The organism is Domibacillus sp. (assembly GCF_031181085.1).
In the GTDB taxonomy this organism is placed as follows: domain Bacteria; phylum Bacillota; class Bacilli; order Bacillales; family Domibacillaceae; genus Domibacillus.
The window spans coordinates 110,776-137,294 of record NZ_JAPSLE010000003.1 but is presented as its reverse complement, the minus strand read 5'-3'; the positions used below and the strand labels follow the sequence as shown (position 1 = coordinate 137,294).

Genomic DNA, 26,519 nt, shown 5'->3' with positions numbered 1-26,519 from the left:
AAAAGCAGCTCCTTTAAAGGGAAGCTGCTTTTTGCGATGGTTCTGCTTTCACGCTTAAACTGACCGTGTCGCCGATTCCATACTTTGGTTGAAAAACAGACTGGTGGACAATCCAGTTTTCATTTTCTACTTCAACCGTATAGTGTATTTCCTTACCTTGATATTGAACCGTCAGAACCGTTCCTTTTAAACCTTCTTCCTTTTCTCCGGCCAGCTTCCATTGTTCAGGGCGAACCGGGCATAGTCCCTCTTTTTTCAAAGACTCCGTTACTCCGATGTCCGGCCACCTTTCCCAAGGAAATTCATTTGGAATGAAAAAATCCCGCTCCCATTTTCCTTTCACCATATTACACTTGCCAACAAAGGAAGCGACAAACGCGGTTTCCGGTCTTGTGTACACAGCTTCTGGAGATCCGATCTGTTCAATTTTGCCGTGATTCATCACTACAATTTTATCGGCCATTGCCAATGCTTCCCCCTGATCATGGGTCACATATACAACGGACGCATGGGTTTCACGGTGAATACGCTGAATTTCATTACGCATTTCCACGCGCAGTTCGATATCCAGTGCGCTGAGCGGCTCGTCCATCAGCAGTACATCTGGCAGCGGTGCGATTGCCCGTGCCAATGCTACCCGCTGTTTTTGACCGCCGGACAGCTCAGCCGGGTAGCGGTCGAATAGCTGCTCAAGCCCCACCAGCTTTAATACCTGCTGCGCTCGCGCCCCTATATCCTGCTTCCACTCATCACGTGTATGATGATGATGGCGGAGCGGAAAAGCCACATGTTCATACACCGTCATATGCGGCCAAAGCGCAAAAGACTGAAAAACCATACCGATGTTTCTTTTCTCAGGCGGAACAAGCCGTTTTTTTGAAGCAGCCAGAAAGCCGTCTATATGGATAGCTCCTGAAGAAGGCTTCATAAAACCAGCCAAAAGCTTTAAAAATGTTGTTTTCCCGCAGCCGGATGGTCCAAGAATAGCGGTGAATTCCCCTTTTCGTATGCTCAAATCCATTTCATGCAAGGCGGTAAAGGAGCCATACTGTTTTGTTACATTGTTGACTTCAATCATTGCTTTTTCATCACCTTTCGCTCCCACTGCCTGCTCAAAGCAGTAAAAAGCAGGCCGCCCGTTAAAATGGCCAGCACAAGCACGCTTGCAAAAGCAGTGGAATACGTTGTATAGCCTGCTTGTTCATAATTAAAAATCACAACACCAATCGTTTCCGATCCAGTTGACCAAAGCAGGCTTGAGACGGTTAATTCCGTCAGCACCATTAAAAAAACAAGGAGTGCGCCGCCGGCAAGTCCAGGAAATAGAAGCGGCAGCAAAATCCGCCGCCATTTAACCCAGCCATGCGCACCAGATACTTTCGCCGCTTCTTCCATAGAGGGATCCACCTGCAAAAGTGCCGTATAGCTGCCTCTAACCTGCAAAACAAAAAAACGGGTAACATACGCAATAAGCAAAATCCAAACGGATCCGTAAAGGCCCGGATTCCAGCCTGGGATTGGCTGCATCCATGCAAAGATCATGCAAAGTGCCAGCACCGTGCCTGGCAATGCATAGGGAACTGTTACAAACAGCTCCATCCATTTTGCAAGAAAGCCATCTCCCCGGTAACGCAGATAAGCCAAAGCAGTGCCCGCTACAAGACAGATGCCCATCGTGAAGACTGCCAGCCATACACTGTTCCACAAGGCAGAGCCAGTTTTTGCATCTTCTAAAAACACATAATAATAGTTTTCGAGCGACAAATTTTCAGGGCGGAAGGGGAGCCCATATGCTTTAATAAGTGAAAGTGCCCCCATGGCAAGAAACGGCACCAGGCTTGTCACCCCTAAAAACAGCCATATGCCCGCTTCAAGAAGCTGCTGCGGGCGCGAAGCCAAATAAATGCGCGGATTTGTATCACGCACTACGGTTTCGGTGACCCGGCTTTTTTTCAGCAGCAGCCATTGTAGAAAGGTTCCGGCAAGTGCAATGGCGCCAAGCAAAACAGATAAAACGGCAGCGCGTGCAAATGATGATGGACCAAATCCAGCGATCTGCTCATAAATATAAGTGCTGAGCACACGAATATTAGCGGGGATCCCTAAAAAAGCAGGAATGCCAAAGTTATCTAGATTGGTTAAAAATGCAAGGAGGCCGCCGCCGGCAATACCGGGCAGGGCAAGTGGCAGAACAACTTTCAGCAGAACGTGCTTTCTGCCAGCTCCAGATGTTCTCGCTGCGTCTTCCAGCTCCCGTGGAATTTTGCGAAATACCTCTACTGTAAACAAGTACACAAGTGGGTAATGAGATATTCCCAGCAGGAAGATGATGCCGCCCATGCTGTATAAATTGGGCGCCCAGCCGAACAGTGAAAACACAGGGCCGCTTTTTCCTAAAAATTGAATCCAAGCAAGCGTCGTAATATACGATGGAATAATAAACGGCAGAAAAATAAATAACTGCATCCATCGTTTTCCACGCAAATGAACATAGGCCATAACCCAGGCCATTGATACACCGAGTACAAGCGACAGTATAGTGGAGCCTGCTGTCGCATATAGGGTGTTTCTAACAGCTGTCCATGTAGCTGCTTCCTTCCATATACTTTCATAATGAGCCGAGGACCACGCACCATTATCAAGCACACTAAGAAGGAGAAGACGAAATACAGGAACAACGAACACAAACACAACAAGCAGTAATCCAAGTACCATGAGCCATTTTTTTGTTCCAAAAAAAGAAGAGAAAGAAGGGGCTTCCCTTCTTCTTTCCGGTGCGACTGATTGAGGTGAAATCATTCTGCTTACCTTTACTGCTGGCCAAACATGCCGCCGAACAGCTCCTTGTCTTCTTCACGTGCTTTTAAAAGCTCTGACGTATCTGATGTAAGCACATTGAGTTCCTCTACAGCCCGCAGCCCTTCCGGTGCCTCGATCCCTTCCCGGATTGGCGTATAGCCAATTTCTGCTGCAAGCTTCTGCCCTTCTTCAGATAAAACAAAGTCTACGAAGGCTTTGGCAGCTTCTTCGTTATCGGTGTTTTTCATAATGCCGACCGGCTCGGTGATAACCGGCACGCCTTCTTCTGGATAAACAAGTTCAACCGGCGACCCATCCTGCTTTGCACGTGCCGCTACAAAATCAACAACCATACCATATGTTTTCTCACCAGATGCAACGGCTTCAAGCACGCCGCCGTTTCCTTTCGTAATGCTCATTTCATTGTTTTTCAAGCTCTTATAGAAGTCCCAGCCTAATTCCTCCTGCCGTGTGATCACACCTAAATTGTAGGCAGCAGCGCCGGAATAAAACGGGCTTGGCATAATACTTTTTCCTTTTGCTCCCTTCCCGGCCAGCACGCTCCAGCTCGTTGGCATTTCGGCCGCTTCGCTTGTGTTTACGACAAGTCCGGTGGCCATAACTTTTGTTCCAGTATAAGTGCCATCCGGGTCTTTAAAATCATCGGGGATGTGTTCCGCTTCTGAAGACTCATAATTCATCAGCATATCTGCTTCTTTTAAGCTTTCAAATGTGACCGCATCGGCAACAAGCAGCACGTCCGCCTGTACACTCCCTGCCTGCTTTTCTGCCTGCAGCTTGGAAATGACTTCTTCTGTTCCTGAGCGGAATGTTTCCACTTTCGCTTCCGGATACTTTTCTTGAAATGCCGTGACAAGTGCCTGTGCATCTTCATCAGGCTGTGATGTATAAAAGCTGAGTGTGCCTGATACACCCGCTTCTTTTTCACCACCCGCTGCTTCCCCTGATTGCAGCGCCTCCTGTGAACATCCTGCTGAAAGTACGGCTAGTGCCAAAGCTGGCAAAACATAATGACGCATGAAAATTCCTCCGCTTCTTTTTACTCCGTTTTCTTGTCATTTATTGTAACCGTTCATTGTGAACGAAGAATAAAACAAAAATAAAAGTTATGTTGAGTTCTTGTAAACGAATGGAAAATCGAAAAAAGCTGTATATCAACGGTTTGGAGCCGATTGTAAAGGCACTGTAAAAAAATGTTCATCTTTTTTAAAATAAAAAGCAGCCTTTTAAAAAGGCTGCTCGCTGTTTGTAACTATAAAGTAAATTTTCGGTTTAATTCATCCAGCTCGCCCGACATAACCTGCAATTTATCCACCTGGCTTTGTGTCACTTCCGCCAGATGATTCATTTGTTCGGCGGATGCTGTTACTTCCTCAATACCCGCTGCATTCTGCTCGGAAATAGCGGCTACTTCCGTCAGGGCATTAGACATCTCACTTTGGCGTGTGAGCACTTCTTGAAGACGGCTTTGCATTTTTTTGATGGCATTATCCATAGAATGAATTTCCCCTGTAATACTCTTAAATGCTGCTCCGGTTTGATTCAATCCATTTCTACTTTCTTCTACCTGCTGAAGTCCTTGCTCCAGGAAAGAAGCCACTTCATTCGTCGTTTCATTTACACTTTGAACGATACGCTGAATTCCTTGAACGGATGTAGACACTTGATCAGAAAGCTTTCGCACCTCTTCCGCCACTACGGCAAAGCCTTTTCCTGCATCGCCGGCACGCGCCGCTTCGATTGCTGCATTCAGCGCCAGCAGGTTTGTTTGATCCGCGACTCCGCTTATAAAAGAAACGAGTGCCTGCACTTCATTTGTTTTTGCTTCAAGCTCTGTTACTTTTTGAACAGATTGGCGTACTGTCACATGCGTTTTGTCCATTTGGTCAATGGCTGATGTCATCAGCTTCTCGCCTTCTCTCGTCCTCTGCATAACTTCATTAGATGAGCCCGAGATCGCGCTGCCCTGTTCTGCAGTTTCTAAAACAAGAGAAGAAAAGCGATTCATGCCTTCTGAGATGCCGGCTGCTGCTTCGGCCTGCTGCTCTGTGGCAGTTGCCATTTCCTCCATTGTCACTGCAATTTGGCTGCTCGATTCTTTCATATGATGAGACATCTTATATAATGAATCGCTTTGGTCCCTCACCTCTACAGAGTGAAGCTGAATGTCTTGAAGCATGCCTTCAAGCGTCTCAATCATGGTTTGAATCGACCCGCTCAGAACACCAATCTCATCATTGGAAGCAGCCTGGAATGCCTGTGTTTCCTTTTTTGCTTCATGAATGTTTCCATTTGAAACAAGCGCTGCTGCCCGATTTAGTCTTGCAAGCGGGTTCAGTCGTTTCGTCAGGAAAAAGAACAGGATGCCCAGCAGTAAAGCGAGTGCTCCTAAAAGCCCTGCTATAAGCAGCGGAATAGAATTCTTCATTACATTTTGAATGATGGTTTTTACAATATTAGCTTCTAGATCTACACCAAGCACCCCGACTACATTGCCACTGGCATCTTTAACAGGAGCAAAAGCAGACATGTAGTCCCCGTAGTCTGGATCACTCACAATCTCTGTGGCAGCTGTTTTTCCTTCAAATACAGCTGCTACGTCCTTGTAGCTCGTTGCGGTCGTCGGTTCTCCGATCGCCACGGCATCTTCCGCTTTTGCCATGCCATCTACCATGATACCAAGTGAGTCCTGCCCGTCTGCCTGCAATGTATATACGTACATAGCACCGATTTTTTCCCGATAGTCATTGAGCTGAATACGCAGCTTTTCATACGTTTGATCTTTTTTTGGATTTTCTAAAAAATCACTGTACACTTCGGGATCAATGCTTTCTGCAATCCGCTCGGCATGCAGAACAGCCGTTTCACGGACAGTTTGTTCAATCGCTTTCTTCGTATTTATGTACATAAACGATCCGATCAAAAGAAACAAACCGATCAACAGAGCTGTAACTAGTCCGATGACGGTCCGTTTCAAGGACCCTGCTTTTTTCCTTTTCATTGTATTCATCCTCACACCGCCCTTTATTTGCTATATCCTTTATTGCATCGGTTTTTATGAAATTTTTTAAAGAAGCAGGCAATTGCTCTTCCAAAAAATATACGTTTTGGCGGTGGCCCTTTTAGGTAAGTGTCATGGCCATTCGAATCATATCGCGGCATTGAATGCCGTTTTCCCAAATTTCTTCTTTGTAATGTCGGAGAAAAAAATCGCGGTCAATGCTGATCATGCGAAAGCCGCACTTCTGATAAAAAGCAATTTGAGAAATGCTTGAATTACCAGTACCAACTTCCATTGTTTGATAACCCCCGGCTTTGGCCTGTTTAATCGCGTGTTCCATAAGCTGCCTGCCAATTCCGGTTCCTTGGCAGGTTTCCTCCACAGCAATATTGACAAGCTCTATTGTTTCAGGATTAACAGGCAGTAGGATATACGCACCAATGATTCTGCTTTTTTCTTCAAGTAAAAAGCACCGTCCCCGTTTTACGTATTTCTCTACGATAGACCGGGAGGGATCAGCCAGCAGCAGCAGCTTATATGGCGGTGCTTCCAATGGTTGAAGCAGGCGAATGTTCATCGAATCGTCTCCTTGTAAACGCTGTCTTTCTTTCAGAATCGCTTGGTCAGAAAAGAGAAGAAAATTCCTATTCCCTCTATATATTATTTTTATAAGCACAATCAGCAATATCATACCATATTTACCTTGTTAACCCTCAAAAAATCCTGCTTTTTTTTAAAAGCACATGCTGTTACAGCATACTTTTAAACTATCCAAACGTTTGAATAAAGAAAAAAAAGGGTATAGAGTCATGAAGGGACTTTTACATATTCGATTATTAAGCTGCCGGCATATAGGAACTGGGCACGAATAAAGGAGAGCTTATGGAATTTTTACAAGAACAGCATGCTTCCTCATTATTGGTTCCTACATTGGACCTTATTGAAAACGGGGCTGTTATCACAAATGCTGCTAAACCTGACAATCCCATTGTGTTTGTCAACAAAGGATTTGAACGTGTAACAGGGTATTCAACGAAAGAAGCGGTCGGAAGAAACTGCCGGTTTCTGCAAGGAGAAGAAACCGACAAAAGCAGCATCTCCGAAATGAAAAGAGCGATTAAGCTTGTACGCCCATTTGAACGTATACTTTTAAACTACCGTAAAGATGGCACACCGTTTTGGAACCGGATCAATATTAAGCCGGTCCGGCTGGATAAAACGCTTTATTTTATTGGCCTCCAGTACGATGTGACGGATAAAATGAACTTGAATGTGGATATTGAAGCGGCAAAAAAAGAAATTGAAGATTTATCTATCCCCATTATTTCTCTTGATGATGAAACGATGGTCGTGCCGCTTGTCGGCCAAATGGATGCAAACCGGTCTTTTCTGCTTATCGATAAGCTTTCTGACAAACTGTTCAAAACAGAAACGGAGCATGTGATTGTGGATGTGACCGGGCTCTATCTGGATTCTAGTATGACGGAGGAATGGATACAAAATCTTCGAAACACCGTTCGGCTGCTCGGAGCGGAGCTGATCATCAGCGGCGTTTCTCCCAAAATGGCCTTTTACTTTAACCGGACCATGAACGATATCGCTGACATGCAGTTTTACTCCAGTCTGCAGGTGGCACTCGGCAGCATTAAACGGAACCGGCCGGGCAGGGTGTAAAAGCTACATAGAAAAAAGCACTCCAAATATGGAGTGCTCAGAGTGTAGACAAACCCTATTTTCGAAAAGAACTTCTACGAAAATGGGGTTTTCGTCTTTTGTTTTAGCTTATTTAGTTGACTTTTGACTAAAACAACACAAAATCTTGATTGCTCATTCAATATTAAAAAGGACTGTCGACTTTGTCGACAGCCTGAGCACTCCAAATATGGAGTGCTTTTTATTTTCTTATTGAGCGGCTTCGGTCGCTGGTACACCAGCAGGCTGTTCAAATGATTCTTTTACATTTGCGCTCGATGTAGTTGAAACCGGTTCAAAGTTAAACGGCGCTACAATTTCTTTCTCAAAATCGCTAACCAGCATTGTGCCTTTCTTGCCCGTTAAATCTTCATGACGGATTGTTAATGTCATACGATCTGCTGACAATGTATAAGACGTGGGGTTAATTTCATTTTCTGTGCCATCACTATAATCAAGAGAAAAGTAAAGCAGGCTGGCAATTTCTCCTGGTGTATAATCGTCTGGTACTGCTTCCTCAAAAACAACCTGTGTAGAGGTAGCTGATGTAACAGTCGCTTTGACTGGAACTGGATAATATAAGTTTTCAAATTCAAACATAACCGCAGCATAAAGCAGGTTCGCAAACTCGCCACGGGTAATGTTTTGATACGTGCCATAAGATGTTGCTGTTTTTCCGTTTGTAATACCTGTGCCGTATAAGGCCTCGATATATGGCTGGAATACACCGCCTACGTCTGTAAACGGAGTTTCTTCCACATAATCTTGAAGTTCAAACGCAGTAACCAGGAACTTCGCCATTGCACCACGGCTCAGCGGCTCGCCTGGCTTGAATTCCGTTTTCGTTACGCCAGAGACAACTCCGTATTCTACAAGGGCATTCACCGAACCTTTAACCCGAGTATTTAAATCTTTAAATCCAGCATCCGGCGCGCTTTCTGTATCAAGTCCAAGCAGATTGGAAAGAATAACGGCAGCATCTCCGCGCGTCAGCGTCTGCTGTGTTCCGAATTTTGTTTCGGATACACCGTTAATGGCTTCGATCATATATAAAAACTCAACCGCTTCTGCATATCGGTCCCCGACATCTGTAAAAGGAAATTCATAATCTGCATGATCTGCTGCGCCTGCAGGTGCAGAGAAGCTTGCAACAGTGACAGTAGCGGCAGTAGCAGCGGTAAAAAATGTGTACTTATTCAAGTATGCTAGTCTCCTATCTAGGTGTGTTGAGCTGATTTTAGCATTTACAGGCAGACACGTAAATAGTTCGCTAGCATTGGAAAAATGAGTATGCTTCCAAGGTCTAATGGCACTTGTTGAAAACAAGGATCAATTTCATTTTTTCGACTGTTTTACAGGGCCTTTGTAACGATCTCTTATTCTATCTTCCTTAGAACATTTCACCTAAACATGAAATCATATTTACTGTAGTTCGCCATTTTAAAAAAAGGCTCCGGTTTTGTATTCTCTATTTCTGGCCAGCAATGACGACATCGGCTGCAGTTGGTTTTAGTCCTTCCATCTTTATTCCATTACATAAAACGTGGATGAGAATTCGCTGAGAAAGACCTCGTTTTTTACACATTTTAGCATACAGTACTTCATTTAATTATTTTTCCTTGTTTGTTTTATTTTGTAAAAATGCAATAACGCTTGTTATCTTTTTAACAAATGGGTTTTTCTTCCTAGGAAAGAAGGGAAAATTGACCGATAATAAGGATAAGACTCTGCAGAAACGAGGAATTCTTTATGTTTACGTTATCCGCTCCATCGGGATATATCGAGCTATCCGGAGATCATTCACTCTTACTTGTACTGTTGTCCATTTTCATTGCATGCCTGGCTTCCTATACGGCTCTCTCGCTCAACGAACGAGTACAAAAAAACGGTTTTTTCCACTAGTCGATTTGGCTGCTTTTATCTTCTCTTTCAATGGGATTTGGTCTATGCATTTCATCGGCATGAGTGCTTTTTCCATGCCTATGGAGATGCATTTTGATTATGGCTGGACCTTTCTTTCTATTGTGCCGGCGATTCTCGCTTCTTTTTTAGCGTTTTACTTAGTCAGCCGGCCCAGACATTCTCTTTTTTTCGTTTGTTCTTGCCGGCGTGGTAATGGGGATCGGCATCGCAACCATGCACTACACAGGCATGGCTGCAATGGCTGCAAATGCCATCTACCGATATCACCTTGGCCTGTTTATTTGGTCTATTATCCTGGCCATCTTCGTGTCATTTATCGCGCTATATGTTTTTGCCCGGTTAAAGAAGCTAATGGAAAAATGGACGTTCAAGCTTGTTACGGCTCTTTTAATGGGAGTGGCCGTTTCGAGTATGCATTACACCGGTATGAGTGCGGTCACTTTTTTTGCTTTACCTTCCGCTATAGCAGGCGGTCATGCTGATTATGCCAATATGAATATGCTCATTATGCCGGTAACAGCCGGAATGTCTTTTCTGCTCGTCCTGCTGCTGTTTTCAAGCATATTAGACCGGTATATTGATTACCGCATCAGTTATTTCGACGGACTTACCCGCCTGCCTAACCGTCGCTTGTTTGAAAAAACACTCAATAAACCAGCTGAACGATGCAGTTTAGCGATCTGGCATTTCGACAATCTTGAACAAATCAACCAAAGATACGGCTATGCGTTCGGCGAGCAGGTTCTTCAGCAGGTTGCACGCACGCTGCGGGAAGCGCATCCGGGCTTTACCGATTTGTACCGGGTTGATGAAAATCGCTTTGCTTTTCTTGCTCCGGCAGTTGAACCAGATATTTTAGTTGAGGCGATGAAAACAATCGCATTAAAGTGGAAGGAACCTATAGAGGTCGAGGAAAAATGGATTGAGCTCGCTTCTGTGTGCTCCGTTTCTTCGGTCAGCGGGACGGATACGAATCATCAGCTGTATGCAGAAGCGATGGCTGTATTGGAGTATCCCCTTCTTTCATACAATCATGACGTTGTTTTATATGACCCGGCCGTTCATGCATTTTCTTTTGAACAGGAGATTTTAGGAGGGCTTACACAGGCAATGGAAAAAGACGAGCTTTTCCTCGTCTATCAGCCTAAAATCATGGCAGATACAGACCGGCTTGCCGGATTTGAAGCGCTCATTCGCTGGCGTCATTCTGAACATGGGATGCTGTCGCCAGGCATTTTCATTCCGATTCTCGAACAGCATCACCGCATCAATGAGCTGACAGACCGGGTCATTGACCGGGCGTCCCGCCAAATTGCTGAATGGGAAAAAGCGGGCTTCCTAATCAAAAAATTGCTGTAAATATTCCAGGCGAGTACGTAACATCGCCCCGTCTAAAGCGACTTTAAAAAAAGCGCTTGAACGTTACCATGTGAATCCGAAGCAGCTTGAGCTTGAGATCACGGAGACAAGCGTGGTGCAATCTGCTGAAAGTGCCATCCGGGCGATCGGCTCGTTCCGCGCTCAAGGATTTTCTGTAGCGCTTGATGATTTTGGAACAGACGTATCGTCACTGTCTTTTTTGCGTCAGATGCCAATTATAACGCTCAAAATTGATAAATCATTCGTTGATCGGGTGCCGCTTTCAGAAAAAGATTCTGCTATTTTACATGCCATTATTACACTTGGCCAATCGCTGAATTTGCATATTGTCATTGAAGGGGTTGAAAAAGCGGAGCAGGTACATTTTTTAACTGAAACTGCCCGCTCCCTTATTATGCCAGGCTACTATTACGCCAAACCAATGGTACCGGATGAGCTTGCCGAATGGCAGACCCGTTTTTCAACGGCATCCGGCGTAAATTAATTCATTATAAAAAACGGCTGCCTCTCATCGAGACAGCCGTTTTTTGTTTTCATTTAGAATAGAAACCACGACTGCAAGCCGGGCGGCCAATGCTTGTTTTTCCTCGCTACCTGGCTGCTTCTATATAAATAAGCATTCCCCAGTCTGCCTGCTGAATCGATTCTTCGGTTGTGGAGCTTGCGGCTCCGTTCACTTTGTTCATTCCATATCCCCAGACGGCTTTTCGTTCACCCGGTTTGACCTTCAAGCCTTCGTCGCCGGCATTCTCAGCAAGATCAGCTGCCCAGCTTATGGATGTGTCACTTGGAACATCAACGGATGAAGAAAGCGATAATTCATTGCCATTACAAGCAATGGTCACAAGCTGACTGTTTTTATTTGACAGATCGGGCTGAAGCGAGAAGCTGACCTCTTTAATATCCCCTTGCGGATCATTCGACAGCCGACTGCCTTTCTGCGCTATTTTGCCGTTTTGCCATATATCGAATGTAACAGCGACATCGGACGGCTTATTTAATATAACGGCATCGCCTTGAATATGGAGGTGTGACTGTAAAGCTTTTTCTCCTCCTTTAAATAATTCAGTGGCTTTGACAGCGATCACTTCTTCCCCGGCCTGCTTTTTTTGTTTTAAATCCTCTCCCTGTGAACAGCCGGCAAGCAAGAAACCCGCCGCCATCATACATGTCCATTTCTTCATTTCTTCCCTCCAAGCTTCTGCCTGTACTTGATCCATATAAGCGGAATCATCCCGCTCTTCGTGTCTGATCGTGGTATACGTATTAACATCCGGCTGGTCCAGCAGAAAAAAATGATTTTCTTAACGCTGCTGCTTCTCCACTTCCGTCGATTACTGCAGCTAATTTGTAATGGACAACTTCGCTGCCCGGGAAGGAAGCTATTTTTTGTTTGAATCCTTCCTGCCCCCAAACAAAAAAAGAAGCAGCACAGCGGCTGCATGTAAAAAGGATAAAACGGCTTAGTCACGCTGTTTTTCTTCATAAGGGTGTTCATGTTTTGTTTCTTGCTGATGTTTATAGGAATGCGAATCAAAAGACTGGCTGAGCTGAAGATCATCATACGGCGTGTAATAATTGTCCGGCAGCGACTTCTTTTTAACAGCTTTCACAACCAAAAATATGGCCACGGCCACAACCATGAGGATAAAAAAGGCTGGCATCTGATCGCTCCCTCCTATGGGTGTTGCCACTATTTTATACCATTTTTGGAACAGAGACCATGATTATTTCCAGCTTCTATGAATCTCGCCCGGCAGTTCGGTCCAAAATCCGGAATACTATAGCCGCTAAGAGCACAGCTGATAAAAATAACAGAAACGTATTTACATTGAAATTTTGATGATTGATGTGAATGGAAAGCCCCGTTGTAATATCCTGTACGTACTGTTCATCCCATATGCCGTAACGGTTTAAAAGTGCTCGCCTGATCACGCCACGGTACGCTTCAAGTGAATAATGCCGGTAAAAAAGGGCCACTGCTAAATGGGTGAGCAATAGAAGAATACTGATGCAATATGTTTTGGCTTGAAAAGGGCAGCGGCGCAGCAGTGTCCACCAGAGCACTGTCATCACAATGAACAAAGGAATAAGTCCCATTAAAATCAGCAGAGCGGGATTGCCGTTACCGGATGAGGTCCCGGGAGCCGGCGTCATCCAATACCCCAGCATAAACAAACCAAATACGATCAGTGTGAGGATGCATAACGTTACCTTTACCGCTTTCATTTTATCACCTCTTCGCCAGCATACCTTTTTTTCAATTTTTTGTAAATTATATTTTAAAGAAAAAGCTGTCTTTACTAAAGACACCTCTTCCTGCTCTATTTTCCATACACCTGGGCTTCTGTCACGTATCCTTCTTTTATGACGGTTTTTATGAAATAATTGGGTTATATTTTTTTTGTTATTATTTCATTAATAAAACCATCAAAATCGAGGTGTACAGATGAAAGATATTGAGCAGGCAGTGAGACGACTGCTTCCGGAAGAATGGCAGGAAACTTTTTTAAGTACACAGAAAGATATCATTGAATTCTCGTTTACATCAGATGGAGAGCTTCCGCTGATGACATCAAAAGCAGGCGGCTTCGGATACATACCGAAAAGCATGGAGTTTCCAGTAAACCGAGAAGGCATGCCCCTATCGCTTCTGGCACAAATTAACTTTGCGGAATTGCCGGCACTTGATCCCTATCCTACCCATGGACTGCTGGCGTTTTACGTGGATTACTACGATGATTTGATTGGCGCTGATTTTGATGACTATGAAAATAAAGACGGCTACCGGGTTTTTTATTTTGAATCATTTTCTGAAGAGAGCTATTCTCGTGAAGAACAAGCAGACATGCACACGCCGTTTCAAGACGAGGAGCAGTATCCAATTGCTGATACGGAACTGGCAATGATTCCTTCACTGTCCAAACAAATTTTGCTGGCGGACACGGTGGAGTTTGAAAGGACCTTTCACACGAGCAAATTTGACTTTGACGGCTTTGATCCATACGATGAAAAATATGAAACGCTCATCGGGTTCGGCACCCAGCTCGGCGGCTATCCAAGCTTTACTCAGACCGATCCGCGCGAATATATGAAAAACGGGAAAGAAAATGATATTCTCCTGTTTCAGCTGGATTCATGCTTTGGAAGCGGACAGGACTGGGAAATTATGTGGGGCGATGCCGGCATTGGCAACTTCTTTATTTCACTGGAAGATTTAAAAGCGAAAAAGTTCGAAAATGCCTGGTTCAATTGGGACTGCTCCTGAAGAATAAGCTTTTCCCTGTTTTCCTCACGAAAATAGGGAAAAGCATCTTCAATAAAAGAGACTCTGCCGGCAAAAGGGATGTAGAAGGCTTTTTATGCCGTTACATATTCTTTTAAAGCCTGCTGCAGCGTGCCAAGTGTTTTCGTCTTCGGATCAAAAGAAATCCCCAGGTGAATCATTTTTCTTACCACTTCTGCTCTTAATCCTGTAATCACTGTTTTGCAGCCCATTAAAGCGGTACCATCAATAATTTTCATTAAATGGTCAATCACTTCCGTTTCCATATCCGCAATTCCTGATAAATCCATAATGAGCGTTTGAATACGGGAGATGCCGATCTCCGTCAGAACTTTTTCTTCCAGGATGGACGTTCTAAATAGATCGATCGTGCCAATCAACGGCAAAATGCAGACAGAAGCATTGATGGGTATGATGGGAACCGATAGATTCTCGACCATTTCTCTTTGTGCCTTGATCAAAGAATCCTTATAGGTAGAATAACTAATGAAAAAAGCATTTAAAAAAGTATCAACCTGGGTATTGATATCTTTCTCCACATGAAAAAAGTTGGACATCACGCCTTTATCGTCTGCTTCGTTATATTGTTCAATAAAAGTCCAAAGCGTTCTGCGAATGGCCTGCACCCATTCCAATTTAAAAGAAAGATCAATCGAATGAGCTAGCTGCCCACGCCATTCCTTCCTGCTCCGCAAAAGATCGAACTTCTTTTTCTTCTTTATCAATAATATAGCCAACAAGCTTATGCGCATTATTGACGAGATCGATATTACCAATCGCCAATATTTCCTCGATTTTATTTTTTACATTCACTGCTTCCGATAATAATTTTTCTTCAAACACCTGACGGTTATGGTTTAAAAATTTTTTTAATTCAGCCGATGACTGAACAATCTCTCCCATTTCTTTTCCCCTTTTTTTTCGCTGAAGCTATAATTCCTTTTCTGCTCCTTACTACAAATATAGTAAAGTTTGAAATTTCAGTAAATGAGAGATTTAAGGGTATTTTGTAGAATAAAAGCTAAACCGCAGAGCCGCTTCCAAAAGAGGCCCGCGTCCTCTTCCCGCTTATTATAAAAAGGGTGCAAGAAAATTTTTCTTATGCAGTCCGACTGGTTCTTTTTCGAAAAGCGGCAAATAACATATAGCCTATAAAGCCGCCCAACGTGTTTAACAACAAGTCATCCACCCCAAAACTTCCAAATTCAAACAGCAGCTGGATCATCTCATAAAAAAGACTGAACACAGCTGCAGCCCCTGTTGTAAGCATACTCCTCTGGAAGCGGCGGAATGAGCCCGGCAGCAAAAAGATAAACGGCGCGAACAGCAGCACATTTCCCACCTCTTTTACTCCTTTGATTCATTCTATACAGCTTGTCCACCTTGATTTTCAAGGTGCTCCTTCCGCTGCAAACGCCGTCTTTTGCAAACTTTATAAAAAACGGCGCTGCTCTTTTCAGTGATGACTGCTGCTCTCTCTAAATCAGCGGTTTATATGATCATTCCATCCGCTTTTAAAAAAGCGGCGGCATCCCGGTGAACCTGCTCCGAACCCCTGCCGAGCCAAATCAAATGCCCCCATGTGTTGTACAGTTTCAATGCAGCAGAAGGAATATGCGCTTTTGCAAAATAAGCGTGAGCTGTAGATACAGAGCGGTCGTTCAAGCTTGCTTGAATGAGTACCGGACAGGAAATATGGGAAAGATCCTTTTCTGTAAGCATTCCGGAGCTTTTTAAATCCATAAGAAAACCTGTGCCAGACCGCTGGCGGCAGTTCATTTTTCGTACCTCTTCGATATCCTCTTCTTCCACAAGGTGCTTTCCTTCTGCATACGTAAGCGTGCTGAGTGAAAAAAACATTGGCCTAAACGACAGGCGCGGAAATGCAGTGCCGACAACTGAAAGCAGCTTCCACGTCAGCCACTCGAACGGGGGGCGAAAAATAACCTGAGAGGTTTTGTACTCGGTATGTTCAGCAGTCAGCCATTTGCCGACAACTGCGCTTTGCAGGGTTAAAGTCCGTACTTTTTCTGGAAACAAGCCGGCAAACTTAACAGCGGTTGGCCCGCCGGCTGATATACCAATGACATGCACCCGGTCAATGCCCAAATGATCCAACAGTTCAGCGTAGCGTCCGACCGCTTCCTCCAGCGGGGCAGGCGTTGTTAAACCATACCCTGCCCGCGACGGTGTAATGAGCTGAAATCCACGCTCCAGCAGAGGTGCATAACCAAATTCCTCGTAGCAGTTGGAATGCCCACCATGCACAATGAGTACCGGCGTTCCATTTCCAACCTTTGAATACTCAACGATATAGTCGTTTGTTTCATATGTTCCGATAATTCGATTCAACCTGCTTCCTCCTTGTCGAACAAGCCGGGAGATCCATATGCTGTATAAACACTTTTGGCTTCTCCTCTTTTTGGTATAGTCTTTCCCATTGAAGTCCGTTTCTCATGCTCACACCGATAATTTTTCCGCTCCTTAACAAACACTTCAAGCCTGTCAGCTTCCTATGACCCGGGCGCACCTATGGCTCCAAGCAGGGCAAGGCCGAGAAGCACAGTGCTGGTCGACAGTATCAGCGTGCGCGCCGTCTGTTTCTTAAACCGCACGAGCGGTATAAAAGCGGTAAGAATGCTGAGCACAGTAAAGCTGGCGATGAGCCAGCCATGTGCAAAAAGAAGTGAAACCTCTACGATAAACAGGATGGTGAGAACACACTCTGCCAGGAAGAAAGTGCCCAGCACTCCAGCTTTCATACGACCCACTCCTTCTTGATCAGTATTATGCCGGATGAACATCATCGTCTATCTCATCCGAAAAGGCTTCTTCTGAGAGCACCCGAATGCCATGCCGCCGCAGCAATGCTGTTGTGACTCCGGTTCCCGCTATTTTTTCGCCTGAGAAGCTTCCATTGTAAATAGCTCTGCTGCCGCATGACGGACTGTTTTCTTTTAACACGGCCGCCTCCGCTCCGATTTCCTGGGCGGTTTTAAGTGCTGCCTTCGCACCAGCAACGTACATATCCGTTACATCATTTCCAAAATGATCGATCACTTTGGCCCGTCCATCGAGCACGTCTTCTCCGGTTCCGCCGACAATTTCAGCCGGCGGACGCGGCGTTTGAAATCCCCCCAATAATTCCGGACATACCATCACAGCTTTTTTCTCTTCAACGAGCTGGCGGATTCGTTCATCCAGCCGGTCTGTCCCGTTATAACGCACTTTCATACCCGCCAGGCAAGAACTGACCATGATCATGTTTCTCACACTCCACTTGCATGTCTTTTCCAAAGAATAACATAAAGAGCGGGTAAAAGCGTCTCTCCCGCTATTTTGGGCAAAATGATTTACACTGGAAAAAAGGAGTGAATGTCATGGCAAAGCATATCTTTACCCTAACAGCTGACTGGCCGGGCGGGCGCAACGACAGCGGTACGATCCAGTCTGGCCATTTAAAAACGAAGGTGTCGATTCCTTCTGAAATGGATGGTCCCGGCATTGGCACCAATCCTGATGAGATGCTGCTTGGCGCAGCGGCCACCTGCTATATTATTACGTTGGCAGCAATGATGGAGCGCAGCCGGCTGGAGAAATCATCTCTTACAATGACCTCCGAAGGTGTAGTGGACGTAACAAACGGCGTGATTACATATGAACGCATTATCCATAAGCCGCAGATTGTGCTGCCGGTGGATGCAACAGAAGCGGATGTGCAAAAAGCGCACCGGCTGGCGGAAAAAGCGGAATCATCCTGCATGATCAGCCGCGCTGTTAAAGGAAATGTTGAAATTGAACTGAAGGCTTCCGTTCAAAAAGTGCTATCATCGTCTTGAGGAGATGAAATGATGAAAACAGTTGTTATAATTGGCGGCGGTATCACCGGCGTGACCGCACTTTATCACCTGACAAAAAAGCAGCCGGACTGGAATTTCGTGCTCGTGGAACAAAACGAGACACTTGGCGGAAAAATCCGGACAGTCAAAGAGAATGGGTTTACGATTGAAACAGGGGCGGATTCGATGGTAGCACGGAATGCCGGCGTCCTGCCGCTCATTGAAGAGCTGGGTCTTGGAAATGAACTTGTCTACAATGAAACAGGTGTATCGTATTTATATACAGACCATACTCTTCATAAAATCCCTGAAGAAACGGTGTTTGGCATTCCAACAAGCATCGAGTCGCTGAACGAAAGCACGCTTCTGTCCGAAGAAGGAAAACGAGCGGCGCTTTCTGATTTTGATAAACAGGACAATCCGTTTGGCCCGGAAGATTCGGTCGGTGACTTTTTAACCTATTATCTTGGCCCTGAAATTGTCGAGCGACAGATCGCTCCGGTTCTCTCCGGCGTTTATTCCGGGAATTTGAGCAATTTAACGATGAAGTCAACGCTTCCCTATCTGCTTGATTATAAAAACGAATACGGCAGTATTATCAAAGGATTTTCTGCCAATAAAGAAACGTTTCTCGGTGATAAAGCACGAAAAAAATTCGTTTCCTTTAAAAGCGGGCTCGGTACACTGGTCGACCGGCTCGCAGAACGTTCATCATCGGCCCGCATCTTAACGGGCACAAAGGTAACAAGCCTTCAAAAAACAGGGCATGCTGTTTCGGTCTCGCTTCATACCGGGGAATCGATCCTAGCCGATGATATTGTACTCGCCATCCCGCACGATGCGGCGCAAAAGCTCGTAAACGATCCGGTGCTTGATACTCATTTTAACGAGCTGAAAAATTCTTCGCTTATCTCGGTTTATTTAGGGTTTAACCTGCCAGACGAACAGCTTCCGGCGGATGGAACCGGCTTTATCGTAATGGAAGGCACCGATTTAACGTGTGACGCCTGCACGTGGACAAGCCGAAAATGGACGCACACATCAGCGGAGCGTAACCTGCTCGTCCGGTTTTTCTATAAAAGCTCAAATCCGCACTATTCTTCTCTTGCGCGTTTGACTGAAGCAGAGCTTACCGAGGCGGCCCTTTTGGACCTGCAAAAAAGCCTTGGCATTCATGAAGCACCAATGACTGTCCAGATTACACCATGGATGGATTTAATGCCAAATTATCACCTCGGACACAGTCAGGCTGTAGCAAGGCTTTCTGCTGAGCTTAACCGGCATCACCCGCATCTGCATCTTGCCGGCTGCTCTTATTTTGGCGTTGGAATTGGAGCCTGCATCCAAAACGGCAGGCAGATCGCGCATACCCTTTCTGAAAACGGGGACACTGCTCATAAGGAGTGATGACCTGTGGAGAAAAAAACATACGATGAACGATTTGAAGAAAATACGAAACAAATTCAAAGGGAAAAGAATGAGCGTTTAGAAGACAAAAGCCGTCTGCCAGATGACCAAAATCGTATGAAAAGCGTAGAAAACCGGCGCACATAAGGAACAAGCGGCACTCTTTTATGAAGTGCCGCTTGTTTTTTTAAAGTTTAAACTTATGTGCCAGTCCATCAAGTTCTTTCGCCATATGGGCAAGAGATTGAATGGAACCCGACATGCGCTCGGTCAAGCTGCTTTGTTCAACCGCAATAGCCTGTACATGTTTTGTGCTGTCTGCGGATTGGGCAGCTACCTGTGCAGAATCTGCTACCGAAGCAGCAATTTCTTCAGAAGAAGCGGACATTTCTTCTGATATAGAAGAAACCTCCTCAATTTGGCGTGCGATTTCTTCTATTGAAGACAAAATCCTTTCAAAAGCTTCTCCCGCTTCCCGAACAAGCAAAATGCCGCTTTGCACGTTTTCTACTACTACATTCATTCTGTCAACAGACCGATTGGTGTCTTTATTCATATTCGTAATCAGCAAGGAAACTTCTTTCGCCGACTGTGCGGATTGCTCGGCCAGCTTTCGCACTTCCTCTGCCACGACCGCAAAGCCTTTTCCCTGCTCTCCCGCTCTTGCCGCTTCGATTGCCGCATTCAAGGCAAGCAGATTTGTCTGGGAAGAAATATCCTGAATCACTTGAAGGATATCTGTTACTTCAACGGACTGCTGCTCCAGCTGCTTGATCGCTTCGCTTGACTGCCCGACAGATTCGTTAATGTTATGCATTTGCTCAACAACATCTGTCACTTTTTGAAATCCGCTTTCAGCCTCAGCCAGCGTTAAAGAAGCCCGTTCCGAAACAACTGAGCTGGATGCGGCTGCATGCTGGATACCTTGGGACAACTCACTCATCACGCCAGCACTCTCCTCGGCCCGTTTACGCTGAATATCGGTCCCTGATGCAATTTGCTGCATAGATGCTGTAACCTTTTGGCTTCCCTCACTGATTTCACGTGCATCCTTTAACAGTCCATCGGATGTTTTCACCAATTGGTCCGTGCTATCGTTGATTCCTCCTATCACCTTTTTTAAATCATGGACCATTCCTTGGAAAGCTTCGGTTAAAACACCAAACTCGTCTCTTGAGCTGGGCTTGATATTGGAAGATAAGTCTCCGCTTTTTACCCGTTCTACTTCTTTTGTCAAACGCTTTAACGGCTTTGTTAAATAGTGGGTCACGAGAAAAATAACGAGCAGGCTTAAAAGGAGGATAAGCCCGGTCAGGAGAATCAAATCGATTTTGTTAGCATGCATGGTTTTGTAAGCTTCACTGGCATCAAAGTCTGCCCCAATCAAACCGATTACCCTGCCATCTCCAGCCTTGATCGGTACATAGGTGGTCACCAGCGCACCATAATCGTCTGTGCGGCTCATCTCTGTTTGAACTTTCCCTGTTTCGAATACTCGATTCATCATGGCGTAGTATTCTTCGTTTTCTTCTATTTCTCCAAGCCCGGACGCATTTTCATCCCCTTTGGGCATGCCATCGACCATATAAACATAACGATAGTCATCCCCTTCCTGCTCACGAGCCATTGTATACAGATATTCTAAACCATTCATTTCTCTTAACTCATTTAAATTGGCACGCAGTTCCTTGTAATAAGCGGTTTCGTCTGATTCTACCGTTATGTTCTCATATTGTGCTGGATCAATCATGCCCGCTGCACGGCTTGCGATATTTTCCGTTACATTGCTGAGCGAATCTTTCGCCAGCTGTTGTGCAGCATGGTAACTAACAAATGAAACAATCATACAAGCCAGAAGAACAATCACTGAAAAAATAAAGAGCATTTTTCCTTTTATGCTTTTCCCCACGCTACTCTCTCCCTTTCTACTCTTTGTTTATTTTAGGCGTTTTTACCTTAATGCCAGCTAATAATATGGACTAATGAATCATAAAGTTTCAAAAAACTAGTTATTTATTCTTTAAAACATAAAAATAATAGCCATGCATTCTATTAAACAGTATACAACCAGTTCTTTTTTCATACAAAAAGAAACGTTCAGCATAGTTTAGAAAACTAGCTTTTTTACATATAGAAGCACAAGAAAAATCAATACCGATCTAGTAAATTTGTTACAATAAAAGCAGAGAGAGGCAGTGGAGGGAGAAAAAATGAAGCCCTTTTCACAGATATTTAACGGGAAATCCATGACATTAAAAGGACGCTTTTTGACCGGCATTTCAATGTTGATTTTGTTTGGCGGACTGTTGTCTGTCTTCCCTTTATTGATTTTTGTTCAGGAGCAGCGTGAACACGATGCTTTTACCAATTTAAATAAATCCCTGCAAATGCAGAATGAATTTATCAGCGAATGGCAGGATGAGCTGACACGTGATATTAACTATTTAAGTGAGCTGCCGGAGGCTTCAAACGCCGATAAAAGCTTTTATGAAAAACTGGAGCTGCTTGGCAACAATCGAACGCTTTTTTATGATTTGTTTTATGCCAACAGGAATGGGCGTATTTTATACAATACCAATCCTCGGGCAGAAACGAGAAAAATCAATGTGTACAACACGCCTTATTTTCAAGAAGGCATGGAGTGGCATACCTTTACAACCGGTGTGCGGCTGATTGGCGAGCGAAACATCCGCTCAATCATTTTTTCCGCTCCCGTTACCAATGAAAATGGCCAGTTTGGTGGAATCCTTGCTGGAATTGTTCTGGTGGGTGACATTCGCCATATTGTCGGTGACTTTGCATACGGGAAAACAGGAAATGTGTACCTCGTTGATAAAACGGGCACCGTACTAAGCGCCTCTTCCCGCACGTTTCCTGTATCCCTAAAAAACACAAAGCTGTTTCAAGACGCGCTTCAGCGGAAAAACCGGACCGAGCCCTACCTCAATGCAAATGGAATAGAATCTATCGGCCAGTATACGTGGATTAACGGAGATGAATGGGTGCTGATCAGCGAAGTGTCTACGGCGGAAATTGAGCAGCCGTTTCAGGATACACTTTTTTTCATGAGCATTATTTTACTGGTTATTTTTGTTATTTCGTATTTTTTTATACGCCGGTTGATCGGCCGGATCACACAGCCAATTCAAGCCCTGCTCGAAGGAACCACCATTTTGCGAAAAGGCTATTACAGCCACCGAATTGATGATCGGGTATTTGCAAATGCGTCCAAAGAGTTCAGCGAGCTTTGCGGTGCTTATAACGATATGGCACGTGACCTTCAAAAAGAGCAGGCACTTCGCCTGCAGGCAGAAGAAGAAATGCGCCGGACCAATGAGCAGCTGCGGCGCTTGTCATTCAGTGACAGCTTAACCGGCATTGGCAACCGCCGCTTTTTTGATGATATGCTGGCGCTGTCATGGAAAAAAGCGTTTGAACAGAAGGAGCCAATTTCTCTTCTTCTGCTCGATATTGACTTTTTTAAAAAATACAACGACCGATATGGGCACGATACCGGTGACAGAGCGCTGCAGCATGTAGCAAAAGTAGTAGATGAGATTGCAAAAGAAGCTGGGGCTTCTGCTGCACGCTATGGCGGCGAGGAGCTGGCCGTTATTTTACCGCCCGGCGTGCCGGTGAGGAGTTTTAAACTTGCTGAACAAATCCGCCTGGCGGTTGAATGTCTTGGCATTTTGCATGAAGACCATAAAAACAAAGTGATTACGGTTAGTATCGGAGGTGCCACTCTTACGCCTCAGCCTGGCGACCACCCGTCTCTTTTAATACGAAAAGCAGACGAAGCTCTTTATACGTCAAAGCGCAAGGGACGCGCCCGGACTACAACCTATGAATCTGTAACACTGTGAACGGAGCCGTTCACAGTATTTTTTTTTCAAACAGGGTTTTGAATTGGGTCCATTCTCTGTATATAACCATTAGAAAGGAGGATGGTTTGATGGAGACGATACTGCCGCTTATCCAGGACGTCGGCTTTCCAATCGCGGTGACTTTTTACCTTTTGTACCGGATTGAAACGAAGCTTGATGGCGTCATTCAGTCTATTCAAAATCTGCCCGATAAAATGAAAGAATAAAAGAAAAAGCAGCTCTCCTTTCTAAAGGAGGCTGCTTTTCATGGCAACGGCTGGATTTCTGCATAAGCTAGCCGGAAAAGTAGTTTTTCGGTCTTCATAACAAGCAGTCCGGCCCTGTTTACATGTTTCCGGTTTTCTCATCCCCATTTCGCCCCCCACAGCTTCATTTCTTTAATAATCTTATGAAAATCCTGCCCTTTTTCAGTTAACGTATACTCGACGCGAAGTGGTACGGTCGGGTACACGGTCCGCACGACAATGTCATTCGCTTCTAGACGACGAAGCGTATCGGACAGAGATTTTGGACTGATCCCCTGGACAGCGCGTTCAAGTTCTCCAAAGCGTTTCGTTCCACAGAACAATTCCCGCAGGATTAAAAAAGACCATTTGGATCCAATGATATCGAGTGCCCGTTCAATCGAACATTCAATAACCAATTCTTCTTTACTCATATCCATCCCCCTTACTATCTTTTTGATAGTACCTATACCATACCATATTACCTTTTAAAAATTTCACTACTTTTCAGTGAGAAATGAAAGCGTTACACTGAAAGAAGACTATGAGACAAAGGAGACTTTTACATGAGCTACCTAACCAACTCCGATCGTTACCTGGCAAATCCTGACCGTTACAAAGGCAGCATGCAGTACCGCCGAAGCGGAAAATCAGGTCTTCTTCTCCCCGCCATTTCACTGGGCCTCTGGCACAACTTCGGCGGTGTTGATACATTTGAAAATGGCCGGGCAATGCTGCGCCGGGCGTTTGATCTCGGCATTACTCATTTTGATCTTGCCAACAACTATGGACCGCCGCCAGGCTCTGCTGAAGCTATGTTTGGAAAAATCATGCGCAGTGATTTTGCTCCGTACCGCGACGAAATCATTGTCTCTACCAAAGCCGGTTATTATATGTGGGAAGGCCCTTATGGTGAATGGGGTTCAAAAAAATATTTAACTGCCAGCCTGGATCAAAGCTTAAAACGGATGAATCTTGACTATGTGGATATTTTTTATTCTCATCGCCCGGATCCGGATACGCCTTTAGAAGAAACCATCGGGGCGCTGGATTTGTTTGTCCGCCAGGGAAAAGCTTTGTATGTCGGAATTTCGAGTTATTCTGCCGAACAGACAGCCGAAGCAGCAAGCATTGCCAAGGAACTTGGCACGCCGATTCTCATTCACCAGCCGTCTTATTCGATGTTCGAGCGCTGGATAGAAGACGGCCTGCAGGATGTACTGGATGAACACGGCATTGGTTCGATCGCTTTTTGTCCGCTGGCGCAGGGACTGCTGACAAATAAATATATTCACGACGTACCTGACAATTCTCGTGCCGCTAAAAATACCGGATTTCTGGAGAAAGAGCGGATTACCGATGAAGTCCGGTCACAAATTCGTACTTTAAACGATATGGCTGCGGAACGCGGCCAGTCGCTTGCCCAGATGGCTCTAGCCTGGGTACTGCGTAACGGCCGGGTCACTTCGGCCCTGATTGGCGCAAGCAAAGTAAGCCAGATTGAAGAAAACGTAAAAGCTCTTGACAACCTTCACTTTTCTGATGAAGAGCTTTCAAAAATCAACTCTATTTTATTACGTGACGTCAATGCCTGACAGCGACCATCCCTTTTTGGGGGATGGCTTTTTGTTTACACATTGTATCTGTCCCGCATACATCTCATCTTTTTTTTAATAAGGGTATCGATTTTCCTTTCTTCCTTGTACATAAAGGGTGAAAGGAGGGGAAAACAATGGCACAAGCAACTTTAACGAAATCATCACTGCGCCTTACGTTTGACAATGGCGTAGATGAAAACGGCAAGCAGCTGTTCCAAACAAAAACATATTCAAACGTAAAAACAGATGTCACATCTGATCAGTTTAATGCTGCCGCTGCAGCGATTGCCGGGCTGTCTGCACGGCCGCTCGTATCCATTGAGCGAAACGATACTTCGACTATTAACTAAAAAAGGAGGAATACTGTATGGCTAAAACCCTACAGCTTCAATTCACTACTGCCGGAGGCGGCACGTCCAGCCTCACGATCGATACACCGGTTGAACCGGTGGATGCGGCAGCCGTTGCGCAGGCGATGAACGCGATTATCGCATCTGGCATTTTTATGGCCTCAACCGGCTTATTCACCGCTGCCAAAAGTGCCAGCTTGATAGACCGTGAAGTAACCGAGATTTTGTAATCGTGAAGCCTGCCCGTTTTGAACCGGGCAGGCTTTTTCATACGATTGAAATTGATTTTAAAATATCCATTTACAAAAACTCTCCTTTAGTGTATTTTTACACTAAAGGAGAGTTTTTAATGAAAAAATATTATATTTTCTATTCTATTATCTGCCTATTTGTTTATTTTTCTATTCCTTTTCTTATGATGACTGATGTGTTTTTCTATACGTTCGGTGAATTTTCCATTTTTTCAATGGGGCTGTTTCCATTGCTCGGTATTCTTTGTGCTCTTTTAGGAAAAAGAGGACGGGCTGCACGTATCAGCATTATGTTAAACAGCCTGGCTTTTTGTTTTTTATTTTTGCTCGTGGTTCTAAGGACAGGCGTTGTATCGATGTAAGCAGTAAAAAAGCAGACTGGAGTGCTGAATATGACAAAATGGATTGTTTTATTTCTGTTGGCCGCTTATCCTGCTTTCTATTTGTGGGGCCCTCACCTATTCAAAGAAAAACAAGTGAAACAGGAAGTGCTCGCTTATTTAGAAAAAAGCCAAGGCTGGAGTGAAGATGACCTTTTATCCATTAAAGTCGTTGATGACTGGGTGTCAAACGGAACCCCATGGCGGTATCGTGTTACAGTGGTGCGAAAAAAGGAACCAGAACCTCACTACGAGTTTTACAGTGAAGAAAACGGTCAGGTAAAGCTTTTTTCTATACCGTCCCAAAACGGCGTGTTCCTGCTGGAGCGTGCGAATAACTTCAATCACTAAAACAAACCAACATAAGGATATTTATCAAGATAAGAATAATACAGAACGAAAGTAATGACATTGATCAATATAATCACTCTTCTGCTCATTTTTGCTATCGGAAGGACTCTATGAGGAAGGACAATCGGCA

The 26,519-nt window shown here is 44.8% G+C and carries 29 protein-coding genes and 2 pseudogenes; 15 read left to right on the top strand and 16 right to left on the bottom strand.

Going from position 1 to position 26,519, the window contains the following annotated elements; translation table 11 throughout:
* Positions 1-13: 13 nt before the first annotated feature.
* From RIN81_RS06560 to RIN81_RS06540, 5 genes are all read right to left on the bottom strand, one after another.
* Positions 14-1,078, bottom strand: a complete 1,065-nt coding sequence (locus RIN81_RS06560) for an ABC transporter ATP-binding protein (protein ID WP_309088544.1) — start codon at positions 1,076-1,078, stop codon at positions 14-16.
* Positions 1,075-2,799: an ABC transporter permease gene (locus RIN81_RS06555; protein WP_309088542.1), complete on the bottom strand. Its 1,725-nt coding sequence runs from the start codon at positions 2,797-2,799 to the stop codon at positions 1,075-1,077. The genes RIN81_RS06560 and RIN81_RS06555 overlap by 4 nt, the downstream gene beginning before the upstream one ends.
* 11 nt (positions 2,800-2,810) lie before the next feature.
* On the bottom strand, positions 2,811-3,839 hold the full coding sequence (locus RIN81_RS06550) for an ABC transporter substrate-binding protein (protein WP_309088540.1): 1,029 nt from the start codon (positions 3,837-3,839) through the stop codon (positions 2,811-2,813).
* Between the two features lie 233 nt (positions 3,840-4,072).
* On the bottom strand, positions 4,073-5,830 hold the full coding sequence (locus RIN81_RS06545) for a methyl-accepting chemotaxis protein (RefSeq protein WP_309088538.1): 1,758 nt from the start codon (positions 5,828-5,830) through the stop codon (positions 4,073-4,075).
* Positions 5,831-5,942: 112 nt separating this feature from the next.
* Positions 5,943-6,398 carry a GNAT family N-acetyltransferase gene (locus tag RIN81_RS06540; RefSeq protein WP_309088536.1) on the bottom strand — a complete coding sequence of 152 codons (456 nt, stop codon included), beginning with the start codon at positions 6,396-6,398 and terminating at the stop codon, positions 5,943-5,945.
* Between the two features lie 305 nt (positions 6,399-6,703).
* On the opposite strand from RIN81_RS06540, the gene ytvA reads away from it, so the two are divergent.
* On the top strand, positions 6,704-7,495 hold the full coding sequence (ytvA, locus tag RIN81_RS06535) for a YtvA family blue-light photoreceptor (RefSeq protein WP_309088534.1): 792 nt from the start codon (positions 6,704-6,706) through the stop codon (positions 7,493-7,495).
* A 228-nt stretch (positions 7,496-7,723) separates the two neighbouring features.
* On the opposite strand, the gene RIN81_RS06530 is transcribed toward ytvA, so the two are convergent.
* The gene (locus RIN81_RS06530) at positions 7,724-8,713 is read right to left on the bottom strand and encodes an S-layer homology domain-containing protein (RefSeq protein WP_309088532.1); all 990 of its coding nucleotides are present in this window, start codon (positions 8,711-8,713) and stop codon (positions 7,724-7,726) included.
* 635 nt (positions 8,714-9,348) lie between these two features.
* On the opposite strand from RIN81_RS06530, the pseudogene RIN81_RS15790 reads away from it, so the two are divergent.
* The 3 genes and pseudogenes from RIN81_RS15790 to RIN81_RS06520 all read left to right on the top strand — a co-directional run.
* Positions 9,349-9,588: pseudogene (locus RIN81_RS15790) on the top strand (MHYT domain-containing protein); the annotation flags it as partial.
* A 40-nt stretch (positions 9,589-9,628) separates the two neighbouring features.
* A complete protein-coding gene (locus RIN81_RS06525; protein WP_309088530.1) occupies positions 9,629-10,795 on the top strand; it encodes an EAL domain-containing protein in 1,167 nt (388 codons plus the stop codon).
* Positions 10,796-10,817: 22 nt separating this feature from the next.
* Positions 10,818-11,300: an EAL domain-containing protein gene (locus RIN81_RS06520; RefSeq protein WP_309088907.1), complete on the top strand. Its 483-nt coding sequence runs from the start codon at positions 10,818-10,820 to the stop codon at positions 11,298-11,300.
* Positions 11,301-11,406: 106 nt separating this feature from the next.
* Here the strand turns inward: RIN81_RS06520 and RIN81_RS06515 are convergent, their stop codons facing one another.
* The 3 genes from RIN81_RS06515 to RIN81_RS06505 all read right to left on the bottom strand — a co-directional run bounded on the left by RIN81_RS06515 (position 11,407) and on the right by RIN81_RS06505 (position 13,045).
* Positions 11,407-12,000 carry a hypothetical protein gene (locus tag RIN81_RS06515; protein ID WP_309088528.1) on the bottom strand — a complete coding sequence of 198 codons (594 nt, stop codon included), beginning with the start codon at positions 11,998-12,000 and terminating at the stop codon, positions 11,407-11,409.
* Between the two features lie 279 nt (positions 12,001-12,279).
* Positions 12,280-12,480: a hypothetical protein gene (locus tag RIN81_RS06510; protein ID WP_309088526.1), complete on the bottom strand. Its 201-nt coding sequence runs from the start codon at positions 12,478-12,480 to the stop codon at positions 12,280-12,282.
* A 76-nt stretch (positions 12,481-12,556) separates the two neighbouring features.
* Positions 12,557-13,045 carry a hypothetical protein gene (locus tag RIN81_RS06505; RefSeq protein WP_309088524.1) on the bottom strand — a complete coding sequence of 163 codons (489 nt, stop codon included), beginning with the start codon at positions 13,043-13,045 and terminating at the stop codon, positions 12,557-12,559.
* 220 nt (positions 13,046-13,265) lie between these two features.
* Between RIN81_RS06505 and RIN81_RS06500 the strand changes: the two genes are divergently transcribed.
* The gene (locus RIN81_RS06500; protein WP_309088522.1) at positions 13,266-14,084 is read left to right on the top strand and encodes a YwqG family protein; all 819 of its coding nucleotides are present in this window, start codon (positions 13,266-13,268) and stop codon (positions 14,082-14,084) included.
* Positions 14,085-14,176: 92 nt separating this feature from the next.
* Here the strand turns inward: RIN81_RS06500 and RIN81_RS06495 are convergent.
* From RIN81_RS06495 to RIN81_RS06475, 5 genes and pseudogenes are all read right to left on the bottom strand, one after another.
* Positions 14,177-15,005, bottom strand: a pseudogene (locus RIN81_RS06495) (STAS domain-containing protein).
* A 196-nt stretch (positions 15,006-15,201) separates the two neighbouring features.
* Entirely contained in the window at positions 15,202-15,444 is a 243-nt protein-coding gene (locus tag RIN81_RS06490) for a VanZ family protein (RefSeq protein WP_309088520.1), read from the bottom strand.
* A gap of 149 nt (positions 15,445-15,593) precedes the next feature.
* A complete protein-coding gene (locus RIN81_RS06485; protein ID WP_309088518.1) occupies positions 15,594-16,454 on the bottom strand; it encodes an alpha/beta fold hydrolase in 861 nt (286 codons plus the stop codon).
* A gap of 161 nt (positions 16,455-16,615) precedes the next feature.
* A complete protein-coding gene (locus tag RIN81_RS06480; RefSeq protein WP_309088516.1) occupies positions 16,616-16,864 on the bottom strand; it encodes a hypothetical protein in 249 nt (82 codons plus the stop codon).
* 25 nt (positions 16,865-16,889) lie between these two features.
* The gene (locus RIN81_RS06475) at positions 16,890-17,366 is read right to left on the bottom strand and encodes a 2-thiouracil desulfurase family protein (RefSeq protein WP_309088514.1); all 477 of its coding nucleotides are present in this window, start codon (positions 17,364-17,366) and stop codon (positions 16,890-16,892) included.
* Between the two features lie 116 nt (positions 17,367-17,482).
* Here RIN81_RS06475 and RIN81_RS06470 point away from each other — a divergent pair, with 116 nt between their 5' ends.
* From RIN81_RS06470 to RIN81_RS06460, 3 genes are read left to right on the top strand one after another with little or no spacing between them, the layout of a single operon-like run.
* A complete protein-coding gene (locus RIN81_RS06470; RefSeq protein ID WP_309088512.1) occupies positions 17,483-17,941 on the top strand; it encodes an OsmC family protein in 459 nt (152 codons plus the stop codon).
* A gap of 12 nt (positions 17,942-17,953) precedes the next feature.
* Complete coding sequence (gene hemG, locus RIN81_RS06465) at positions 17,954-19,348, top strand: protoporphyrinogen oxidase (protein ID WP_309088510.1); 1,395 nt, start codon at positions 17,954-17,956, stop codon at positions 19,346-19,348.
* A gap of 6 nt (positions 19,349-19,354) precedes the next feature.
* Positions 19,355-19,495, top strand: a complete 141-nt coding sequence (locus tag RIN81_RS06460; protein WP_242231718.1) for a hypothetical protein — start codon at positions 19,355-19,357, stop codon at positions 19,493-19,495.
* Positions 19,496-19,535: 40 nt separating this feature from the next.
* Here RIN81_RS06460 and RIN81_RS06455 read toward each other — a convergent pair whose 3' ends face one another.
* Positions 19,536-21,257: a methyl-accepting chemotaxis protein gene (locus RIN81_RS06455; RefSeq protein WP_309088508.1), complete on the bottom strand. Its 1,722-nt coding sequence runs from the start codon at positions 21,255-21,257 to the stop codon at positions 19,536-19,538.
* A gap of 301 nt (positions 21,258-21,558) precedes the next feature.
* Here RIN81_RS06455 and RIN81_RS06450 point away from each other — a divergent pair, with 301 nt between their 5' ends.
* Both RIN81_RS06450 and RIN81_RS06445 read left to right on the top strand, forming a co-directional pair.
* Positions 21,559-23,214, top strand: coding sequence for a sensor domain-containing diguanylate cyclase (locus tag RIN81_RS06450; RefSeq protein ID WP_309088506.1), 1,656 nt, complete (start codon positions 21,559-21,561; stop codon positions 23,212-23,214).
* Between the two features lie 89 nt (positions 23,215-23,303).
* Positions 23,304-23,441, top strand: a complete 138-nt coding sequence (locus RIN81_RS06445; protein ID WP_242231721.1) for a YvrJ family protein — start codon at positions 23,304-23,306, stop codon at positions 23,439-23,441.
* A 137-nt stretch (positions 23,442-23,578) separates the two neighbouring features.
* On the opposite strand, the gene RIN81_RS06440 is transcribed toward RIN81_RS06445, so the two are convergent.
* Positions 23,579-23,893: a winged helix-turn-helix transcriptional regulator gene (locus RIN81_RS06440; RefSeq protein WP_309088504.1), complete on the bottom strand. Its 315-nt coding sequence runs from the start codon at positions 23,891-23,893 to the stop codon at positions 23,579-23,581.
* Between the two features lie 132 nt (positions 23,894-24,025).
* Between RIN81_RS06440 and mgrA the strand changes: the two genes are divergently transcribed.
* The 5 genes from mgrA to RIN81_RS06415 all read left to right on the top strand — a co-directional run bounded on the left by mgrA (position 24,026) and on the right by RIN81_RS06415 (position 26,389).
* Positions 24,026-25,054 (top strand): L-glyceraldehyde 3-phosphate reductase, encoded by a 1,029-nt coding sequence (gene mgrA / locus RIN81_RS06435; protein WP_309088502.1) that lies wholly within the window; start codon positions 24,026-24,028, stop codon positions 25,052-25,054.
* 137 nt (positions 25,055-25,191) lie between these two features.
* A complete protein-coding gene (locus RIN81_RS06430) occupies positions 25,192-25,407 on the top strand; it encodes a DUF1659 domain-containing protein (RefSeq protein WP_309088500.1) in 216 nt (71 codons plus the stop codon).
* Positions 25,408-25,424: 17 nt separating this feature from the next.
* On the top strand, positions 25,425-25,637 hold the full coding sequence (locus tag RIN81_RS06425) for a DUF2922 domain-containing protein (RefSeq protein ID WP_309088498.1): 213 nt from the start codon (positions 25,425-25,427) through the stop codon (positions 25,635-25,637).
* Between the two features lie 119 nt (positions 25,638-25,756).
* Positions 25,757-26,020 (top strand): hypothetical protein, encoded by a 264-nt coding sequence (locus tag RIN81_RS06420; protein WP_309088496.1) that lies wholly within the window; start codon positions 25,757-25,759, stop codon positions 26,018-26,020.
* 30 nt (positions 26,021-26,050) lie between these two features.
* Complete coding sequence (locus tag RIN81_RS06415) at positions 26,051-26,389, top strand: hypothetical protein (RefSeq protein ID WP_309088494.1); 339 nt, start codon at positions 26,051-26,053, stop codon at positions 26,387-26,389.
* Positions 26,390-26,519: the final 130 nt, after the last annotated feature.

Coding starts and splice junctions, on each gene's coding strand:
- RIN81_RS06560 (WP_309088544.1), bottom strand. CDS start 1,078: ATGATTGAAGTCAACAATGTAACAAAACAGTATGGCTCCTTTACCGCC.
- RIN81_RS06555 (WP_309088542.1), bottom strand. CDS start 2,799: ATGATTTCACCTCAATCAGTCGCACCGGAAAGAAGAAGGGAAGCCCCT.
- RIN81_RS06550 (WP_309088540.1), bottom strand. CDS start 3,839: ATGCGTCATTATGTTTTGCCAGCTTTGGCACTAGCCGTACTTTCAGCA.
- RIN81_RS06545 (WP_309088538.1), bottom strand. CDS start 5,830: ATGAATACAATGAAAAGGAAAAAAGCAGGGTCCTTGAAACGGACCGTC.
- RIN81_RS06540 (WP_309088536.1), bottom strand. CDS start 6,398: ATGAACATTCGCCTGCTTCAACCATTGGAAGCACCGCCATATAAGCTG.
- ytvA (WP_309088534.1), top strand. CDS start 6,704: ATGGAATTTTTACAAGAACAGCATGCTTCCTCATTATTGGTTCCTACA.
- RIN81_RS06525 (WP_309088530.1), top strand. CDS start 9,629: ATGGGGATCGGCATCGCAACCATGCACTACACAGGCATGGCTGCAATG.
- RIN81_RS06515 (WP_309088528.1), bottom strand. CDS start 12,000: ATGAAGAAATGGACATGTATGATGGCGGCGGGTTTCTTGCTTGCCGGC.
- RIN81_RS06510 (WP_309088526.1), bottom strand. CDS start 12,480: ATGCCAGCCTTTTTTATCCTCATGGTTGTGGCCGTGGCCATATTTTTG.
- RIN81_RS06505 (WP_309088524.1), bottom strand. CDS start 13,045: ATGAAAGCGGTAAAGGTAACGTTATGCATCCTCACACTGATCGTATTT.
- RIN81_RS06500 (WP_309088522.1), top strand. CDS start 13,266: ATGAAAGATATTGAGCAGGCAGTGAGACGACTGCTTCCGGAAGAATGG.
- RIN81_RS06480 (WP_309088516.1), bottom strand. CDS start 16,864: ATGAAAGCTGGAGTGCTGGGCACTTTCTTCCTGGCAGAGTGTGTTCTC.
- RIN81_RS06475 (WP_309088514.1), bottom strand. CDS start 17,366: ATGATCATGGTCAGTTCTTGCCTGGCGGGTATGAAAGTGCGTTATAAC.
- RIN81_RS06470 (WP_309088512.1), top strand. CDS start 17,483: ATGGCAAAGCATATCTTTACCCTAACAGCTGACTGGCCGGGCGGGCGC.
- hemG (WP_309088510.1), top strand. CDS start 17,954: ATGAAAACAGTTGTTATAATTGGCGGCGGTATCACCGGCGTGACCGCA.
- RIN81_RS06450 (WP_309088506.1), top strand. CDS start 21,559: ATGAAGCCCTTTTCACAGATATTTAACGGGAAATCCATGACATTAAAA.
- RIN81_RS06445 (WP_242231721.1), top strand. CDS start 23,304: ATGGAGACGATACTGCCGCTTATCCAGGACGTCGGCTTTCCAATCGCG.
- RIN81_RS06440 (WP_309088504.1), bottom strand. CDS start 23,893: ATGAGTAAAGAAGAATTGGTTATTGAATGTTCGATTGAACGGGCACTC.
- mgrA (WP_309088502.1), top strand. CDS start 24,026: ATGAGCTACCTAACCAACTCCGATCGTTACCTGGCAAATCCTGACCGT.
- RIN81_RS06430 (WP_309088500.1), top strand. CDS start 25,192: ATGGCACAAGCAACTTTAACGAAATCATCACTGCGCCTTACGTTTGAC.
- RIN81_RS06425 (WP_309088498.1), top strand. CDS start 25,425: ATGGCTAAAACCCTACAGCTTCAATTCACTACTGCCGGAGGCGGCACG.
- RIN81_RS06420 (WP_309088496.1), top strand. CDS start 25,757: ATGAAAAAATATTATATTTTCTATTCTATTATCTGCCTATTTGTTTAT.
- RIN81_RS06415 (WP_309088494.1), top strand. CDS start 26,051: ATGACAAAATGGATTGTTTTATTTCTGTTGGCCGCTTATCCTGCTTTC.